General features: G+C 56.6%; 11 protein-coding genes and 3 tRNA genes. 6 read left to right on the top strand and 8 right to left on the bottom strand.

Translation table 11 applies throughout. The features are described 5' to 3' along the window. Positions 1–21: 21 nt before the first annotated feature. Together ACR8BN_RS04225 and ACR8BN_RS04220 are read right to left on the bottom strand one after the other, a co-directional pair. Positions 22–939 (bottom strand): transcriptional regulator GcvA, encoded by a 918-nt coding sequence (locus ACR8BN_RS04225; RefSeq protein WP_003854641.1) that lies wholly within the window; start codon positions 937–939, stop codon positions 22–24. 333 nt (positions 940–1,272) lie between these two features. Further along, positions 1,273–1,497: a YgdI/YgdR family lipoprotein gene (locus ACR8BN_RS04220; RefSeq protein ID WP_010248613.1), complete on the bottom strand. Its 225-nt coding sequence runs from the start codon at positions 1,495–1,497 to the stop codon at positions 1,273–1,275. 209 nt (positions 1,498–1,706) lie between these two features. Here ACR8BN_RS04220 and csdA point away from each other — a divergent pair, with 209 nt between their 5' ends. Continuing rightward, positions 1,707–2,915 (top strand): cysteine desulfurase CsdA, encoded by a 1,209-nt coding sequence (csdA, locus tag ACR8BN_RS04215; RefSeq protein ID WP_434747356.1) that lies wholly within the window; start codon positions 1,707–1,709, stop codon positions 2,913–2,915. A gap of 2 nt (positions 2,916–2,917) precedes the next feature. Further along, positions 2,918–3,373 (top strand): cysteine desulfurase sulfur acceptor subunit CsdE, encoded by a 456-nt coding sequence (gene csdE / locus ACR8BN_RS04210; protein WP_064703526.1) that lies wholly within the window; start codon positions 2,918–2,920, stop codon positions 3,371–3,373. On the opposite strand, the gene tcdA is transcribed toward csdE, so the two are convergent. Next, on the bottom strand, positions 3,352–4,164 hold the full coding sequence (tcdA, locus tag ACR8BN_RS04205; RefSeq protein ID WP_137230502.1) for a tRNA cyclic N6-threonylcarbamoyladenosine(37) synthase TcdA: 813 nt from the start codon (positions 4,162–4,164) through the stop codon (positions 3,352–3,354). The two genes, csdE and tcdA, sit on opposite strands and share 22 nt — an antisense overlap. Before the next feature lie 48 nt (positions 4,165–4,212). Further along, positions 4,213–5,361 carry a murein transglycosylase A gene (mltA, locus tag ACR8BN_RS04200; RefSeq protein ID WP_039389319.1) on the bottom strand — a complete coding sequence of 383 codons (1,149 nt, stop codon included), beginning with the start codon at positions 5,359–5,361 and terminating at the stop codon, positions 4,213–4,215. Positions 5,362–5,564: 203 nt separating this feature from the next. Here mltA and ACR8BN_RS04195 point away from each other — a divergent pair. The 3 genes from ACR8BN_RS04195 to ACR8BN_RS04185 all read left to right on the top strand — a co-directional run bounded on the left by ACR8BN_RS04195 (position 5,565) and on the right by ACR8BN_RS04185 (position 5,914). Then, positions 5,565–5,641 (top strand) — tRNA-Met (locus ACR8BN_RS04195). A 65-nt stretch (positions 5,642–5,706) separates the two neighbouring features. Next, a tRNA-Met gene (locus tag ACR8BN_RS04190) sits at positions 5,707–5,783 on the top strand. 54 nt (positions 5,784–5,837) lie between these two features. Continuing rightward, positions 5,838–5,914 (top strand) — tRNA-Met (locus ACR8BN_RS04185). Positions 5,915–6,024: 110 nt separating this feature from the next. Here the strand turns inward: ACR8BN_RS04185 and amiC are convergent. Continuing rightward, entirely contained in the window at positions 6,025–7,269 is a 1,245-nt protein-coding gene (amiC, locus tag ACR8BN_RS04180) for an N-acetylmuramoyl-L-alanine amidase AmiC (RefSeq protein ID WP_010248623.1), read from the bottom strand. Positions 7,270–7,501: 232 nt separating this feature from the next. On the opposite strand from amiC, the gene argA reads away from it, so the two are divergent. Beyond that, the gene (gene argA, locus ACR8BN_RS04175) at positions 7,502–8,830 is read left to right on the top strand and encodes an amino-acid N-acetyltransferase (RefSeq protein WP_010248624.1); all 1,329 of its coding nucleotides are present in this window, start codon (positions 7,502–7,504) and stop codon (positions 8,828–8,830) included. A 46-nt stretch (positions 8,831–8,876) separates the two neighbouring features. On the opposite strand, the gene recD is transcribed toward argA, so the two are convergent. From recD to ptrA, 3 genes are read right to left on the bottom strand one after another with little or no spacing between them, the layout of a single operon-like run. Beyond that, positions 8,877–10,718, bottom strand: a complete 1,842-nt coding sequence (gene recD, locus ACR8BN_RS04170) for an exodeoxyribonuclease V subunit alpha (protein ID WP_434747355.1) — start codon at positions 10,716–10,718, stop codon at positions 8,877–8,879. Then, entirely contained in the window at positions 10,715–14,254 is a 3,540-nt protein-coding gene (recB, locus tag ACR8BN_RS04165) for an exodeoxyribonuclease V subunit beta (RefSeq protein WP_434747354.1), read from the bottom strand. Before recB ends, recD begins: the two co-directional genes overlap by 4 nt. Beyond that, a complete protein-coding gene (gene ptrA, locus ACR8BN_RS04160) occupies positions 14,251–17,142 on the bottom strand; it encodes a pitrilysin (protein ID WP_434747353.1) in 2,892 nt (963 codons plus the stop codon). The genes recB and ptrA overlap by 4 nt, the downstream gene beginning before the upstream one ends. Between the last annotated feature and the right edge of the window lie 73 nt (positions 17,143–17,215).

Below are 17,215 nucleotides of genomic sequence, written 5' to 3'. Positions count from 1 at the left end.
GAATGCAAATAAATCAATATGTTATTGTTGATAGCGAAAGCGGAATTTTTCTTGTTCGGTTGCAGCTTTTTCCAGGATCCACTGTCGGAAGGCGGCTATTTTACCCAGTTCTGCCTGACTGTCATGACAAACCAGATAAAAAGCGTTTTTACTGACTAATACATCATTAAACGGGCAGATTAATCGCCCGGCTTCTATTTCGCTCTGCGCCATGACGTTATTCGCCAGCGCCACGCCCTGACCATGAATCGCCGCCTGCAACACCATGGCGCTGTGGCTGAAGATTGGCCCCTGCTGCACATTGATATGCTGCAGGCCCAGTTGCCGGATATAAGATTGCCAGTCCCGGCGGGAGGCATCATGCAGCAGAGTAAAACGCGACAGATCCATCGGCGTTTTCAGCGGATTATCCCCCGTCATCAGCGACGGTGAACAGACCGGCAGCAGATATTCGGCATAGAGTTTTTCAACCCGCAGGCCGGGCCAGTTACCCCGGCCGTAAAAAATAGCCACGTCGACATCGTCGGCCAGTTTCTCTTCGTCGCGGTCAACCGCCTGGATACGCACGTCGATTCCCGGATAAGCCATATTAAAGCTGGAGAGGCGGGGAACCAGCCACTGAATGGCAAAGCTCGGCAGTAAACTGACGGTCAGCGCCCCCTTGGCGCTGCGCGCCTGCAGTTTGCGGGTCGCTTCGTTGATTGCCGAGAAAATCTCTTTGATGTCGAGATAGTAGCTTTGTCCTTCTTCGGTCAGTAATAGCGAACGATTCCTCCGGCGAAATAGCTTTAACCCCAGAAAATCTTCCAGAGATTTAATCTGATGGCTTACAGCAGCCTGGGTGACAAACAGCTCTTCTGCGGCTTTGGTAAAGCTTAAATGGCGTGCAGCTGCATCAAAAACACGCAGTGCGTTGAGAGGAGGAAGGCGTTTCGACATGGTTTTCCGTATCCGGATCGGCAAAAAATACGCTGGCTTATACAAAGCGTTTACGTATTAGAATTTTTAATCCGAGGCATTATAATTTGTCCGTTGAGGAACCTCCAGCAAATACCTATAGTTGCCGCACTTCCTGAGCCGGAACGAAAAGTTTTTAGATTTGTGAGTGAGTTCGCAGATTTTCTGAAAGCTTTTGGCTTGTGGTCGTGATGTTGTGTTTGCAATTTTTGATCCGACGATTGCGGATCGAGCTCTTAATTCCTGTAGATTTACCCTGTCTGTCCATAGTGATTTTTAAATAGCACCGCAAATTGCGGTGCTTTTTTTTGCTGCTTAGTTGCCAGACTCTACCATCTCTTTGACATCAGAGCGGTTGATTTGCTGCTCGTTGCCATTCGCATCTTTATAGCTGATCATGCCGGTATCGTTATCGACTTTAGGCTTGCCGGCAGCCACAATGGTGCGACCATCATTGGTATGCATCACGTAATTGCTTGAACAGGCACTCAGGGTAAAAGCCAGGGTACACACGGCCAGTACTGCGGTTAATTTTTTCATCTGCTATCTCCTTGTAGATTGATTGCATCAAACCACCCGCGTTACGCTAACCAGAGGCAGCCGATAAGTGAGATCGACTAGTAAACGTCCGATCGTTATGCGGGTTTGGTTCAAACCTTGCAATATTCAGCATAACGCGCTTTCCCAGCTTTGCCAGACGCAGACCATTCTTTCAGTGTGGTCCTAATTTTTCTTATCATGGACCAGGCATGACCGCATTCAATCCCACCGCATTTCGCCAGCAGTTTCCCGCACTCGCCGACGCAGGCGTTTATCTCGACAGCGCAGCGACCACGCTGAAGCCGCAGGCCGTCATTGACAGCACGCAGCAGTTTTACAGCCTCAGCGCGGGTACAGTCCATCGCAGCCAGTTTGCCGCCGCCCAGGCCTTAACCCATCGCTATGAGCAGGCGCGCAACCAGGTTGCCCGCTGGCTTAACGCCGCTGACGATCGTGAGATTGTCTGGACGCGCGGCACCACCGAAGCGATAAACCTGGTGGCAAACAGCTGGCTGCGTCCGCGCTTACAGCCTGGTGATGAGATTGTGGTCAGCGAGGCAGAACACCACGCCAACCTGGTGCCCTGGCTGATGGCTGCGCAGGCGTGCGGAGCCCGCGTCGTAAAATGGCCGTTAGGCGCGGATCGCCTGCCGGATATCAGCCTGCTCCCCGCCCTGCTCAACAGCCGAACCCGCCTGTTGGCGGTCGGTCAGATGTCGAATGTCACCGGCGGGTGTCCCGCACTCGCTCAGGCGATCCCACTCGCTCACGCCACAGGCGCGAAAGTGATGGTCGATGGCGCACAGGGCGTGGTGCATTGCCCGCCTGACGTACAGGCGCTGGATATCGACTTTTACGCCTTTTCCGGCCATAAGATTTACGGCCCGATGGGCATTGGCGCGTTATATGGTAAAGCGGAACTGCTGGAGGCGATGGAGCCCTGGCAGGGCGGCGGTAAGATGATAACGGATGTCGATTTCAGCGGATTCACGCCGCAGCCGGTGCCGTGGCGTTTTGAGGCTGGCACCCCGAATGTGGCGGGCGTGGTGGGCCTGAGTGCAGCACTGAGCTGGCTGGCGCAGTACGATCTGCCCGAAGCGGAGCGCTGGAGTCAGCATCTTGCGACGCTGGCGGAAGAGCATCTGGCGGAATTACCCGGCTTCCGCAGCTTCCGCTGTTCAAATGCCAGCCTGCTGGCATTTGAATTCGCTGGCCTGCATCACAGCGATCTGGTGACACTGCTGGCTGAGCAGGGAATCGCCCTGCGCGCTGGCCAGCACTGCGCGCAGCCGTTGCTGGCGGCGCTGGGCGTCAGCGGCACGCTGCGGGCCTCTTTTGCACCCTATAATAATCTGCAGGATGTTGATGCGCTGGTGCGCGCCATGAAGAGCGCCATCTCGCTGTTATCGGAGTTTTGATTATGCATTCATCGCTGTTAGCGCCGCACCCGTTTGGCGAACAGATTACCGTTGCCAGTCTGAAAGAGAGCTTTGGCCGCTTTCATCAGTGGGAAGATCGTTATCGTCAGCTGATCCAGCTGAGCCGCCAGTTGCCTGACTTAGCCGGGGAATTGAAAACAGCGGAAATTGAACTGAGCGGTTGTGAAAATCGGGTCTGGCTGGGCAGCCAGTTATGCGAGGATGGCACGCTGCATTTCTATGGTGACAGTGAAGGACGTATTGTGCGCGGTCTGCTGGCCGTGCTGCTGACCGCCGTTGAGGGCCAGACGCCGCAACAGCTGCTGGCAATGGATCCCTTAAAACTATTTGATGAACTGGGCCTGCGCGCCCAGCTCAGTGCCTCCCGCAGCAGCGGCCTGCAGGCGCTGGCCGCCGCAGTGGAGCACGCCGCGCGTCAGGCGCTGACGGCGTCCTGACGGGCAGCTCGCGCCAGAAACTTCTTCAGCGCATGCGAGACGGCAACAAAGCCGAAGGTGGCGGTCACCATGGTGGCCGCGCCAAAGCCGGATGTGCAATCCATTCTCTTTGGCCCCTCCGCTGTGCTGCGTGAAGCACAGACGCTGCCATCAGCCTGCGGATAGACCAGCGCTTCGGTAGAAAAGACGCAGTCGATGCCAAGTTTGCCTTTGCTGTTTTTTACCACGCCCAGGCTTTTCAGTCGTTCGCGCAGCTTCGCCGCCAGCGGATCCTGGATAGTTTTCGCCAGGTCGGCGACCTGGATCTGAGTGGGATCGATCTGCCCACCCGCGCCACCGGTGGTGATCAGCGGGATCTTATTCCGGCGACACCAGGCGATCAGCGCCGCTTTCGGTCGCACGCTGTCGATAGCGTCGATCACATAGTCGAAACCGGCTGCCATCAGTTCGGCGGTGTTTTCTGGCGTAATAAAGTCATCAATGCAGATCACTTCGCAGTCAGGATTAATCGCATGCAGCCGTTCTGCCATCACGTCCGTTTTAGCTTTGCCGACGTTGCCCTGCAGCGCATGAAGCTGTCGGTTGGTGTTGGTAATACAGACATCATCCATATCAATCAGGGTGATTTTACCAATCCCGGTGCGCACCAGCGCTTCCGCCGCCCAGGATCCGACACCGCCAATACCGATGACGCAGAAGTGTGCGTCAGCAAAACGTTGCAGCGCATCCTGGCCATAGAGACGCGCCGTGCCGCCAAAGCGCTGATGCCAGGCGTCATTTAACACTTTCATAGTTGAACCTGTTACGTCGTGCGGGCCCGAAGGCCCGCAGAGAAGAAGTTAGTTAGCGCCGAGAAGCAGTGAACCATTATTACCGTTTTGCGGGCTGGAGAACAGCGGTTGTCCGGCACCCGGCGCGGCTTTGATTACCCAGACGCGTCCGTAGTGATTATAGAAGCCCGCCAGATGCGCGGCGTCCGGGCCGATACCCTGATAGATATCAAAGTGCTGGCCTTTAATCGCGCCACCCACGTCGAGTGCCACCATCAGGCGCATCTCATATTTGCCGTTGAATTTGCCCTTCTCATTTAACTGCGGCACTTCAGCCAGCAGTACGGTGCCCGCCGGAATAATTGAGCGGTCAGACGCAACGGAGGCTTTCGCCACCAGCGGAACTGCGCTGGCACCGCGCACCGGCGTAAATGGCTCAGCCTTAAAGAAGACGAATGATGGGTTGGTTTCCAGCAGTGTACGGACCTCCTGCGGTGAGTGCTCCTGCGCCCACTGACGAATCGCCTGCATCGACATATCTTCGCGCTTCACTTCACCGCGATCGATCAGCTCTTTGCCAATGCTGTGATAACCCCAGCCATTTTTACCGGCGTAACCAAAAAAGGTCATCGGGCGGCCATCACCAAAGTCGACATAACCACTGCCCTGCACATCCATCATGAAGTTATCAATCAGGGAATTGCTGTAGGCGATGATGTAGCGGTCATCGAGTCCGCCACTATAGATAGAGGCGCGGCTCGGTAATTTTTCTCCGCGTTTGCGCGGTGGCATGCGGTAGATAGGATACTGGAATTCACCCTGACGGGTGTAACGCGCTTCTACTACCGGCGTGTAGTAACCGGTGAACTGCACGTTACCGTAGTTATCCGTTCCCTCCATCTGCCAGGCGTTAAGCCCATACTGACGAAGCTGTCGGGTATCGGCACCCGCCATCAGCCAGCTCTCAATCGCGCTATAGGTGCCGTTCTGACGACTATACAGGGTGGATGAGGCGGACTGAATCTGACGAACCTGCTCGCCAAAGTCTCTGCCATTAACCGGCGCGCCTTTGGCATTGGGCTGATTCACCAGCGCCAGCGGTTGTTCCAGTTTGCCATCTTTATATTGCTGACCGCGATCGGTCGGTTTGGAGCTACAGGCCGCCAGCAGCGTAATTAACGCGCCAGTGAGTGCATACTTCACCCAATGTGATTTCATTATCTTCTCTTTTTATAACTGTTCGCCCCGCGACGATAGCAAAGCCCCCGACAGAATGAAATGCATCCGCTCAGACGTCACGCATATCAGTTTAATAATTAACCAGATGGTTGAATCCTTCAGCAACTGGCTGTTAATTTGGCTTTTATCTGCAAAAAGGGGTTGCATGAATTAGCGCGGAGAGTATAGTGCGCTTCCACGGACGCGGGGTGGAGCAGCCTGGTAGCTCGTCGGGCTCATAACCCGAAGGTCGTCGGTTCAAATCCGGCCCCCGCAACCAATACTTCTGCAGCAGTTTTACAGAAGTCACAATGTGAGAAGTAAAAGTAATAGAAGCAATACGGACGCGGGGTGGAGCAGCCTGGTAGCTCGTCGGGCTCATAACCCGAAGGTCGTCGGTTCAAATCCGGCCCCCGCAACCAATACTTCTGCAGTTGTTTTACAGAAGTCACAATGTGAAAAAAGTATGATACGGACGCGGGGTGGAGCAGCCTGGTAGCTCGTCGGGCTCATAACCCGAAGGTCGTCGGTTCAAATCCGGCCCCCGCAACCAATCATTTAAACACCTGAAAGGGTGTTTTTTTGTTTCTGACGTTCCCAAAAGCCGCTTCAGCCTCTTTCTGCCCTGAAAAGCGCGCGGATAGCCCGGCTACCCGCACTCCTTTACCGATGGGCCAGCGCCGCCCCACTCTCCACATACGCTTTGATGCCGTTCAGAATCGCCTCTGCCACCTGATGCTGGTAACGGGTCGTTCGCAACTTACGCTCCTCCTCCACATTACTGATAAACGCCGTCTCGACCAGAATTGACGGGATATCAGGGGCTTTAAGCACTGCGAATCCGGCCTGATCCACGGTGCGTTTGTGCAGATGGTTGATGCGCCCCATGCGATGCAGCACCTCTTTGCCGAATTTAAGGCTGTCATGAATCGTCTGGCGCTGCACCATGTCGAACATGGTGTGATCGAGATAGCGGTCGCCGCTTTTGCTGACGCCACCAATCAGGTCTGATTCATTCTGAGTCTGAGCCAGGAAACGGGCTGCCGCCGAAGTGGCACCGCTGGTTGATAAGGCAAACACTGAAGAGCCGCGTGCCGCGCGACTGGTAAAAGCATCCGCATGGATCGACACAAAGAGGTCGGCACGCTGTTTACGGGCTTTAGCAACTCTGACCCGCAGCGGAATAAAGACATCTTCATTACGCGTCATATAGGCTTTCATATTGGACTCTTTATCGATCAGCGCTTTGAGTCGCCGTCCAATCTTCAGCACAATATCTTTCTCGCGGGTCTTATATTTGCCGTGCGCGCCCGGATCTTCCCCGCCGTGACCGGGATCGATCATGATAATGATCGGACGATCGCGCCCCGCTTTGCCGGGTAAGGGCGCCTGCACCCCTTCATCTTTCTCCAGATCGCCCTGGTTATAATCTTTCAGCAAGGCCAGCAGTGGATCATCCTCAACCTGGTTCTGGCTCGGATAGAGATCGACCACCAGCCGGTGATTGATCCCGGCGACCGGCGAGAGATTAAAGATCTTCGGCGCGACGTTGCGCTTTAATTCCAGTACCACGCGCACCGTGTTGCTGTCGAACTGACCCACACGGGCATTTTTAATAAAGGGATCGTCGACCCGAACCTGCTTATCTACCCCTTTCAGAACCGGATTGAGATGCAGGCCCTGAATATCAATCACCAGGCGTTCGGGATTGCTCAGCGCAAACTGCTTGTACTTCAGCGCGACATTGGACTCCAGCGTCATCCGCGAGTAGGTCGATGAGGGCCAGATACGCACCGCCACAATGTGGTTCTTCGCCGCCAACCCTGTCCGGCTGACGCTTAACAGCAGTAAGGCGCCCGTCCCCTGTAAAAATCGTCTTCGTGAAAAATGGGAATTAACGTCTGACATGCCGCTCCAGCTGCTGTGTAATGTCTAAAAAAGCGCCAGTTACTAAAATGGCGGCGAAAACTTTATCCAATCCGCAGCATGATGTCACCCCGGAAACCTTAAATAATGCAGGCTGTTAGCGGCTTTGACACCCAGAAAAACGTAAATTTTCGTCAGGATTAAGACTTGCAAAACCGGGCGTAAAAGCATAAAAATACAAAAAATACGAATAAACATTCACTGAGGGTTGGCCGTGAAGGAACGTAGTACCGAACTGGTTCAGGGTTTTCGCCATACCGTTCCCTATATCAATGCCCACCGGGGTAAAACCTTTGTCATCATGCTGGGTGGCGAAGCGATTGAGCATGAGAACTTCTCTGGCATCGTTAATGATATCGGCCTGCTGCACAGCCTGGGCATTCGCCTGGTCGTGGTGTATGGCGCGCGCCCACAGATTGATGCCAGCCTGGCTCAGCAGCAGCTGGAGCCGGTTTATCATAAGTTTACCCGGGTCACCGACGCGCAATCGCTGGAGTTAGTGAAGCAGGCAGCCGGCCGGCTGCAGTTAGATATCACGGCCCGCCTCTCAATGAGTCTCAATAATACGCCGCTGCAGGGCGCGCATATCAACGTGGTCAGCGGCAACTTCATTATTTCACAGCCGCTGGGCGTGGATGATGGCGTGGATTACTGTCACAGCGGCCGTATCCGTCGTATTGATGAAGAGGCCATTCATCGTCAGCTGGATAACGATGCGATTGTGCTGATGGGCCCGGTTGCGGTTTCTGTTACCGGCGAAAGCTTTAACCTGACTTCGGAAGAAGTGGCTACCCAGCTGGCGATTAAACTCAAAGCGGAAAAAATGATCGGCTTCTGCTCTGAGCAGGGCGTGCTGAACAGCGAAGGTGAAATCATCTCCGAGCTCTTCCCGAATGATGCGCAGGCCCGTATCGACGAGATTGAAAAGGAAGGCGATTATCTTTCCGGGACTGTCCGCTTCCTGCGTGGTGCGGTGAAAGCCTGCCGCAGTGGTGTACGCCGCAGCCATTTAATCAGTTATCAGGAAGATGGTGCACTGTTGCAGGAGCTCTTCTCACGCGACGGTATCGGTACCCAGATCGTTATGGAGTCGGCAGAGCAGATCCGTCGCGCCAATATCAATGATATCGGCGGCATCCTCGAACTGATCCGTCCGCTGGAGCAGCAGGGTATTCTGGTGCGTCGCTCGCGCGAGCAGCTGGAAATGGAAATTGATAAGTTCACCATCATTCAGCGCGATAATCTGACCATCGCCTGTGCAGCACTCTATCCGTTTATGGATGAGAAGATTGGCGAAATGGCCTGTGTGGCGGTTCATCCTGACTATCGCAGCTCTTCACGCGGTGAGATGTTGCTGCAGCGCGTGGCACTTCAGGCACGCCAGATGGGGCTGGAAAAACTGTTTGTGTTAACCACCCGCAGCATCCACTGGTTCCAGGAACGCGGCTTTACGCCGGTAGATATTGAGTCGCTGCCCGAGAGTAAAAAAGAGATGTATAACTATCAGCGCCGTTCAAAAGTGTTGATGGCCGACCTTACCTGATTCAGTAAGGGACAGGCACCACCCGCGTGCCCTGTCCCCTCTCTTCTCAGCCAGTTTCCCCCAGTCGCTCCACCAGACCGCTGCGTCGCTGCGTTTGCAGCTGCACGGCACGCTGAAATATGCCGGGTTCGCTGTAGATGGTCAGTTGCCGCCGTGCACGTGTAATCGCGGTATAGACCAGTTCACGGGTCAGCACCGGCAGAAACTGCGTGGGCATCACCAGCGCGGTATGGTCAAACTCCGATCCCTGTGATTTGTGCACCGTCATCGCCCAGGCCGTTTCATGTGAGGGTAACCGGCTCGGCTGAATCGCCTTGATCGATCCATCTGGCAGCGGGAAAAAGACCTTCAGGTTGCCCTCTTCATCCCGCATCGTCATGCCGATATCGCCATTAAACAGGCCGAGCGCGCTGTCATTTCGGGTGATCATCACCGGACGCCCTTCATACCAGCGGCTGCCCATGCCAGGACGACGGATGCGCTGCAGCTGCATCAGTCGCTGCTCAATACGCTGGTTCAGACCCTGTACGCCAAATGGCCCGTCACGTAATGCACACAGCAGCTGATAACGGCCAAAAGCGGCAATCACCTCTGCGGGCGGCGCCTGCTGTCTGATGAGCTGCAGGAAGGGCTGATAACCCTGGGCTACATCATCCAGCATCGCCTGATACGCGTCAGCGCTGTTCAGCGGCTGGTAACTGATATCCTGATAAGCCGCAGCAAACACCGCCCTGACCTGCTCTGCATCGCCACGGTTGATCGCTTTTGCCAGCTGGCCGATGCCTGATGAGTCATCAAAACGATAACTCTTCTGCAACAGACAAATACTGTCACGGACTGCGGGTGCCTGCACATCGTCACTGCCCTGCAGTGTGCAGCCGGTCAGCAGACCGAGCTGTTCTGCCCGCGCCAGGCTGTAGCCGCTTTCGGTGCAGCGGCAGATGTCGCCCAGCACCGCACCGGCTTCAACCGAGGCCAGCTGATCGCGATCGCCCAGAAACACGACGCGGGCATGGGCAGGCAGCGCGGCGATCAGTTTTGCCATCATTGAGAGATCGACCATCGACGCTTCATCAACCACCAGCACATCAAGATGCAGTGGGTTACCGGCATGGTAGCGCAGCCGCTGGGTGTCGGGCTGTGCGCCCAGCAGGCGATGCAGCGTGGTGGCTTCGGCAGGAAAACGCCGGCGTTCTTCGTCGCTGACCGCCAGTTCCTGCAGTGCGCTGCCCAGTGACTCGGTCAGTCGCGCGGCGGCTTTGCCGGTCGGTGCCGCCAGCTGAATCCGCAGTGCACCGGGATTCAGACGAATCAGGGCAGCGAGGAGTTTCGCCACTGTGGTGGTTTTACCGGTACCCGGCCCGCCGGAAATAACCGAAGTCTTGCGGGTCAGCGCCACGGCCGCCGCAATTTTCTGCCAGTTCTCCGGCTGGTCGTCAAACAGGCTGTTCAGCACGTCGCCTGCAGCATGCATATCAAACGCGGTTTTCACTTCCTGCGCAGCGAAGAAGTCGGCGACCCGGCCTTCGCTTTGCCACAGCCGATGCAGATATAAACGCTGGTTGCTCAGCACCAGCGGCGTAACCAGGCTGCCATCACTGACAGCCGACCAGTCAGCAAAGCGTGCTGTCCAGTCTTCCGGCGCACCAGCGGCGTGCCAGATCGCCTGAGCCAGCGCAGGCTGGCGACCAGCGAACAGATTCGCTTCGCAGAGGTTGCTCAGCGGTAAACAGACGTGCCCCTCACCCGCGTCAGCGCTGACGCAGGCCGCAGCGAGCAGCAGCCCAGGCTGTGATTCCGGGGCTACCAGTTGGGCAAACTGTATATCCAGCGGCCGCAGGAGACGCTTCTCTACCGCCTGCAGCAGCAGACTCAGCATGTCACTCATAACATCTCCCCGGTTTCACCAAACAGTGCATCAATTTCTTCCACAAAGGCTTCGGCAGGTCGGGTGGTGAAAATGCCGTTGTCCGGCGAGCTGCCATCCATCCCGCGCAAAAACAGATAAAACACCCCACCAAAATGACGCTGATAGTCGTAGTCCGGCAAACGATGCTGCAGATAGCGATGCAGCGCCAGCGTATAGAGCTGATATTGCAAATCGTAGCGGTGGCCGATCATCGCCTGCGCCATCGCCTCTGGCGTGTAAGCGGCGTGGCTATCCCCCAGCCAGTTCGATTTGTAGTCGAGCAGATAATATTTTCCCTGCCAGCGGAAGACCAGATCGATAAAGCCCTTCAGCATGCCCCGCACCTGACGAAAATCCAGGGGGGCGGCCTGCTGAGAGAGGCTGTCGTGCCGGCGCAGCAGAGCGTCAAGATCCGCCGCGGTCAGCAGATTGTTGATTGGCAGATAGAACTCCATCTCGATCAGGCGTTCGCTGCTTTTTATCGCCGATAGCGTCAGCCCCTCAGCATTGAGCGGCGTATGCAAGACCCGGTCAATCCACTGTTCCAGAACCGGCAACCAGCTCAGCGGATAGCCATTATGCTGCAGCTGATCTTCCAGCCAGACGCTGTCCGGCGGTTCGGTAAAGTCGATCGACTCAAACAGACCGTGCAAAAACGTACCGGGTGCCGCTCCGCGCGGAAAGTGGTGGGGTGTCAATGCAGCCTCTTCACCCTTCTCTTCTTCGCCCGCTGCATCAATATCAAAGTTGGGCAGCGCATCCAGCAGCGGCGAGCTGTGATGCTGTTGCAGGCCTGAATAACTGGTTACCCGCCAGACGTCAGCCAGCGCGCGCGTAATGTCGCGGCTGCTTAAAACCTCATCGCCTTGCTGCGCATCCTGCCACATTTCTCCCGGCAGCAGCCCCTCTTCAACCAGCGCAATCCCTTCACCGGTTAACGCATTCAGTCGCTGACTGAGCTGCTGCGCATCCGCCGACTCGCCCTGCTGCACCAGGTAGCCCAGCGCGCTCTTGTGCAGATCGCTTTCGCCCTCTTTTTTGCGGGTGCCTTTGATCAGTGGAGCAATGCCGACGCTGCAGTGATAGACCGAACGGGTCAGCGCCACGTAGAGCAGACGCAGATCCTCCGCCAGGCGCTCCTCTTCGGCCAGCGCCAGACTTTGTGCATCTCCCTGCACATCCAGCAGTGCCGTGAACGTGTCGCGATCGTGATAAAGCGCGCTGGCCGCCTCGCGGAACCCGGCAGCAAATGGCAGCCAGACCAGCGGATATTGCAGTCCTTTCGATTTATGGATGGTAATGATCTGCACCAGATGGCGGTCGCTTTCCAGACGCAACTGCTGGCTGGAGGCCTGGCTGTTTGGCCGGGCTATCTGCTGCGCCAGGAAGCGCACCAGGGCGTGCGGACTCTCCAGCTGCACCGAAGCTTCCTGCAGCAGTTCGCCCAGATGCATCAGATCGGTCAGGCGACGTTCACCGTTCTCCGAGGCCAGCATATTCTCTGCCAGTTGCCGCTTGATCATCACATCACGCAGCATCGGTAACACGCCGCGCTGATGCCAGAGCTGCTGCCAGACGGCAAACTGCTCAACCAGCGCATCCCACTCGCGTTCATTCTGTGTCAGCGCGTCGAGCGTTGCTGCATCAATAGCAAAGATTGAGGTCGCCAGCGCGCTGCGCAGCAGACGTTCCTGCTCAGGTGCCTGTATCGCCTGCAGTAACCAGAGCAGTTCGCGCGCTTCCGGCGTGGTGTAGACACTGTCCCGGCTGGAGAGATAGACCGAAGGAATCGCCAGCGCATTCAGCGCGTCACGGATTAAACCGGCCTCATTGCGACTGCGCACCAGCACGGTGATATCGGAAGCCCGCACCGGCTGCAGCACCTCGCCTTTGCCCAGGCGGGCCCTCCCCTGCTGTCCGGCCACCAGCCAGCGGCTGATATCGGCCGCACACTGCTGTGCCATAAACTGCTGGTAATCGCTGTTACCGACGCCCTCGCCAGGCTGCAGCCAGAACCGTAACGCCGGTTGCTGCTGCTCGTCAAAAATCAGTTTCAGTGACTGATTGGGCGCAGCAGGCTTAACCGGCTGAAAGGGGATCGCCGAGAACAGAAAAGGCGAATCGAGCTGAGAAAAGAGGCGGTTGACGCTCCCGACCATCTCAGGTGATGAACGCCAGTTGGTATCGAGCGTGTAGTGAGCGCTGACTTCGTTTCTGGCCCGCAGATAGGTAAAAATATCCGCACCGCGAAACGCATAGATCGCCTGCTTGGGATCGCCGATCAGAAACAGTGCCTGTTCAGGCTGATTAATATAGAGGGTGCGGAAGATGCGGTACTGCTGCGGATCGGTATCCTGGAATTCATCAATCAGGGCCACCGGGTAACGCGCCCGGATGGTTTCTGCCAGCAAAACGCCGCCTGGCTGCTGCAACGCTTCATCCAGTTTACTGAGCAGATCGTCGAAGCCTAACAGCGCACGTAACCGTTTCTCGCGCTGCACCGTGGCGCGTACATCGGTCAGCGCCTGCGCAATGATGACATCCCGCAGCGACAGCGGTTCTGCCAGAAACTGATCGATTGCCTCAAACAGCGAATGACGCGGCGCTTCGCCCTTTTTAGTTTTCTCCTCCAGCACCTGCTGTCCAAAGCGCTCCAGCTCTTTGGGCAACTGATAATCCAGCGTGTCGCTGCTGGCCCACTGCGTGACGCGGGCGACCCAGTTGGGCAGATGTTTACTGCTGTAGCTGCGCCTATCAACGCCCGATGCAGTGATAATGCCCTCAACATCGGCGCTGAGCGCCTGCCACTGCTGCTTGATGGCCTCGATACGCGCCAGATTGCGGGCGTGCCGTGATGCCAGCGTTTCATCGGCTGCAGGCGGACGTTTCAGCCCCGGAGACTCCCCCTGTAGCCAGGGGCGCAGCGTGGCCAGCAGACTGTCCGGCCCGCTCCACTCTGCGGCGATGATCCGCGCCACATCCAGACTCAGTGGATAGCACTGACGACGCCAGAAATCGGCGGCCGACTGCTTCAGCAGCGCCTGCTCATCTTCAATCAACTCCTGCTCGAACAGCATGCCCGACTCAAAGGCATTAAGATTCAGCATCCGCTGACAGAAGCCGTGAATGGTGAAAATGGCGGCTTCATCCATCTGCCTCTCGGCAGCCAGCAGCTGCGCGGCGGCCTGACTCAGATCCGGCATCTGCTCCAGCAGTAACTGGTGCATCGGATTGCGGCTTTTGCCGCGGATACAAGCCAGACGTAGCTGATGAATATTCTCGCGGATGCGCCCGCGCAATTCGGCGGTCGCGGCCTCGGTAAAGGTCACGACTAAAATTTCTTCGACAGAGAGCGGCCGGCTGTAGGCGTTTTCACCGCCCAGCCCCAGCAGCAGGCGCAGATAGAGCAGACCAATGGTAAAGGTTTTTCCTGTGCCCGCTGACGCCTCAATCAGCCGCTCACCTTTGAGCGGCAGCGTTAAAGGATTCAGCGATACGGGAGGTAACTGCGTCATTGGATCTCACTCTTTACCGGCAGCGACTGCTGCAGTTGTGCCACTTCACTCCAGGTTTTCCAGCCAGGCTGACGGGCAAACTCAACTTTGCCATTGCCGGTGCCCGCAATCTGCGAGGTCATCACCATGCCCTTATGTTCGATCACAGCCTGCCGGAAAAAGTCTGCCAGGCTGGCCGGGGTTAACCGCTGAACCTGCTCTGTCATTTTTTGCCGGGTATCAAATTGATCATTCTGCCGATCAAAGTCGCGGCTGAAGCGATCCGCTTCCTCAAAGAGCGTCTGAGGACGCTGCTGCAAATCATTGATCATCGCCTGCTGATACTGGGCAAAGTCTGCCTGGCTCATACTGCGCAGACGTTTTTCCGCCTGCGGGTAGAAGGCCTGATAGCGCTGCAACAGCCAGCCCGGTTGCTTACTGTTACTTTGCAGCAGGAAGCCGATCCCCCACTGGCGACCCACTGGCATCTGGAAGGCAAACACCGCGTAGCCGAGTTGCTCTTTGGTCCGCAGCTGATTGTAGAACCACGGCTGCACAATCTGGCTCAGCATGGAGCTGTGCGCCATGCTCTGATATTCACTGTATCCCAGTGGAACATAGAGCGCGGCAAGGGCGGAGTCGGTGCTGCTGCCTTTTTGTTGCAGGTTGGCTTTCAGCGGTTTTTTAATCGAGACATACTGGCTGTGCCAGTCGCGGATCGCATGACTCTGCATCTGCTGTTTGAGCTCATGCCCCAGTTGCGTCACGCTGTCAGCACTGAGGTTGCCCACTACCAGCATCTCCGGGGTCGCGTCGCGGAACAGCGTATCGCGATAGTCAGTGACATCGTTAAGTGAGAGTGTGCTTACCAGCTTGCGGCGAGCCTCGCGCTGGGTATATGGCAGCTGCGACAGCAGTTGCATCGGCTGAATCGCCTGTTCAAACGCTTTGCCCTTTTCCGCCGCGTCCAGCCGCTCGAGATACCAGGATTTCGCCTGCTCCAGCTGCTGTTCTGTCGGCTGGAAAGTGGCATAACCTTCCACCAGTTTCTTCAGCAGGGTCGGCAGACGCTGAGTGAAGCCGTTGGCGCTGAACACCAGCCCTTCATCTTCACCCGTTGAGAAGCTGATACCGCCCACTGAAGCCTGTGAATTTAGCTCGTCCAGCGCCAGGCTGGAAAGGTAGTCATTCAGGCCAAACAGCACCTGCTGACGGGCATCACTGATGGTGTGCTTATTGCGTAACGCCAGGGTGATCGCCGCTTTTGGCTCGCTGGCGTAATAACGGCTCGGCATCCAGTAAATGCGCATACCGTCCTGGTTATCCAGTCTCACCGGATGCTGATACGTTTTGCCGTCTGACGGCAGCAGGGTAAAGTCGTCCGGGATATAGGGGTTCAGCACGGGCATCGCCAGCGTAATCTGGCTGGCGCGCTGCTGCCAGTCTGCAAAGGTTTGTGGGGTGATCTTCTCAACCTGATAAGGCGCATCCACAAAATAGGCTTTTTTGTTGTGCGGCTCCTGCGGGCTGATGTACCAGATACGCGCATGCTGCGGGGTCATCTCTTCCAGCCGGGCATTAATCGCGGCGGCATCGTACTGATCCGCCAGATAAGGTGCATCCAGCGTATGTTCAACCGGTACGCGCAGCATGGTGTCGGCCAGCCATTCAATGTAATCCATATCGCGGGTAATTGAGGGATAGCGGAAGTCGAGCGCCAGCACATGCGAAACTTCATCGAAATAGCGCTTATCATCCCCCTGCTGACGCAGAAGATTGATGTAGCTGAATATCGCCGCCACGACCTGATCGCGCTGCGCCAGCCCTTTATCAGTCAGTGACGCGGTAATCGCAAACACGCCGCTGTTACGCTCGGTCATTGGGTCAGCACCCGCATTCACCCCGTCGGCCAGTCCCTGTTTTTGCAGCCAGTCAGTCAGCGTGTTTTTGCTGCGGTTACTGATTAAATAGCTGATCAGCGTGTCGGTTTTACTGCGGAACCGATCGCTGTTGTTGGCAATGCGGAATTCAATTTTGAGCTGCTTGCGCGGCTGGGCCGGAACGTAATGAATGATGATGCCCTGCTGCGCATCGGTCACCACCGGCTCCGTAATCTCCGGCACGCTGGCGTCATGATTTTGCACGCGGCCAAAGGTTTTAGCCGCAATCGACGCCATCTCCGGCAGCGGTTTGTTGCTGTAGATCACCGCTTTCATCAGATTGGCGGAGTAATGCGTATGATAAAAGTCCTGCAGCGCCTGGTGCAGTTTGCTGCCTGGCTTATCTTTAAGGGTCTCAAGATTGCCGCCCGAGAAACGTGACGCCGGATGCGCCGGGTTCAGGGTTTCTGCGCCGACCTGGGCCATACGCAGGCCATCGCGCGAGCGCGCCATGGTCAGCTCGGCATTCACGGCGTGGCGCTCGCGGTCAGCGTTAACCGGATCCAGCAGCGGCTCAGCCACCGCATCCGCCAGGCGATCAACTGCCGGTTCCAGCGCGTCATTTTCCACTTCCAGATAAAAGGCGGTGCGGTAGGAGGCTGTGCTGGCGTTGTGGCTGCCGCCATGCTTTTTCAGGAATTCAGCCAGGTTGTCGGGCTGCGGGTAGTGCTTTGAACCCATCAGCACCATATGCTCAAGGTAGTGCGCCAGTCCTGCCTGCTGATCGGGATCGTCCAGCGATCCTATCGGCAGCGTCAGCGCCGCCAGCGATTTCGGTGCCACAGGATCGGAAACCAGTAATACCGTCATCCCATTATCAAGCCGGATAGCCTGATAGTGGCGGGGATCCTGTTCACTTTTGCGAATAGTGTCGTTAACCGGCTGCCAGCCTGATGATGCCTGCGCCGGCGCTGTGCAAGCCACCAGGCTTAACATTAGCGCCGCTATCCAGCGTGCGTGTACCCGCATGTAAACCCCTCTCGTTTCCCGATAAACCGCCAATGTCGGACGCGGCGGCTCAAAGCAGAGCAAAATTTCTGTG

Source organism: Pantoea sp. Lu_F5_004 (assembly GCF_051136245.1).
In the GTDB taxonomy this organism is placed as follows: Bacteria; Pseudomonadota; Gammaproteobacteria; order Enterobacterales; family Enterobacteriaceae; genus Pantoea; species Pantoea agglomerans.
This window is presented reverse-complemented; position numbering and strand designations above follow the sequence as displayed.

Excerpts from the sequence above, each read along its gene's own strand:
- ACR8BN_RS04225 (WP_003854641.1), bottom strand. The coding sequence starts at position 939 with ATGTCGAAACGCCTTCCTCCTCTCAACGCACTGCGTGTTTTTGATGCA.
- recD (WP_434747355.1), bottom strand. The coding sequence starts at position 10,718 with ATGAGTGACATGCTGAGTCTGCTGCTGCAGGCGGTAGAGAAGCGTCTC.
- ACR8BN_RS04220 (WP_010248613.1), bottom strand. The coding sequence starts at position 1,497 with ATGAAAAAATTAACCGCAGTACTGGCCGTGTGTACCCTGGCTTTTACC.
- amiC (WP_010248623.1), bottom strand. The coding sequence starts at position 7,269 with ATGTCAGACGTTAATTCCCATTTTTCACGAAGACGATTTTTACAGGGG.
- csdA (WP_434747356.1), top strand. The coding sequence starts at position 1,707 with ATGACCGCATTCAATCCCACCGCATTTCGCCAGCAGTTTCCCGCACTC.
- mltA (WP_039389319.1), bottom strand. The coding sequence starts at position 5,361 with ATGAAATCACATTGGGTGAAGTATGCACTCACTGGCGCGTTAATTACG.
- csdE (WP_064703526.1), top strand. The coding sequence starts at position 2,918 with ATGCATTCATCGCTGTTAGCGCCGCACCCGTTTGGCGAACAGATTACC.
- tcdA (WP_137230502.1), bottom strand. The coding sequence starts at position 4,164 with ATGAAAGTGTTAAATGACGCCTGGCATCAGCGCTTTGGCGGCACGGCG.
- ptrA (WP_434747353.1), bottom strand. The coding sequence starts at position 17,142 with ATGCGGGTACACGCACGCTGGATAGCGGCGCTAATGTTAAGCCTGGTG.
- recB (WP_434747354.1), bottom strand. The coding sequence starts at position 14,254 with ATGACGCAGTTACCTCCCGTATCGCTGAATCCTTTAACGCTGCCGCTC.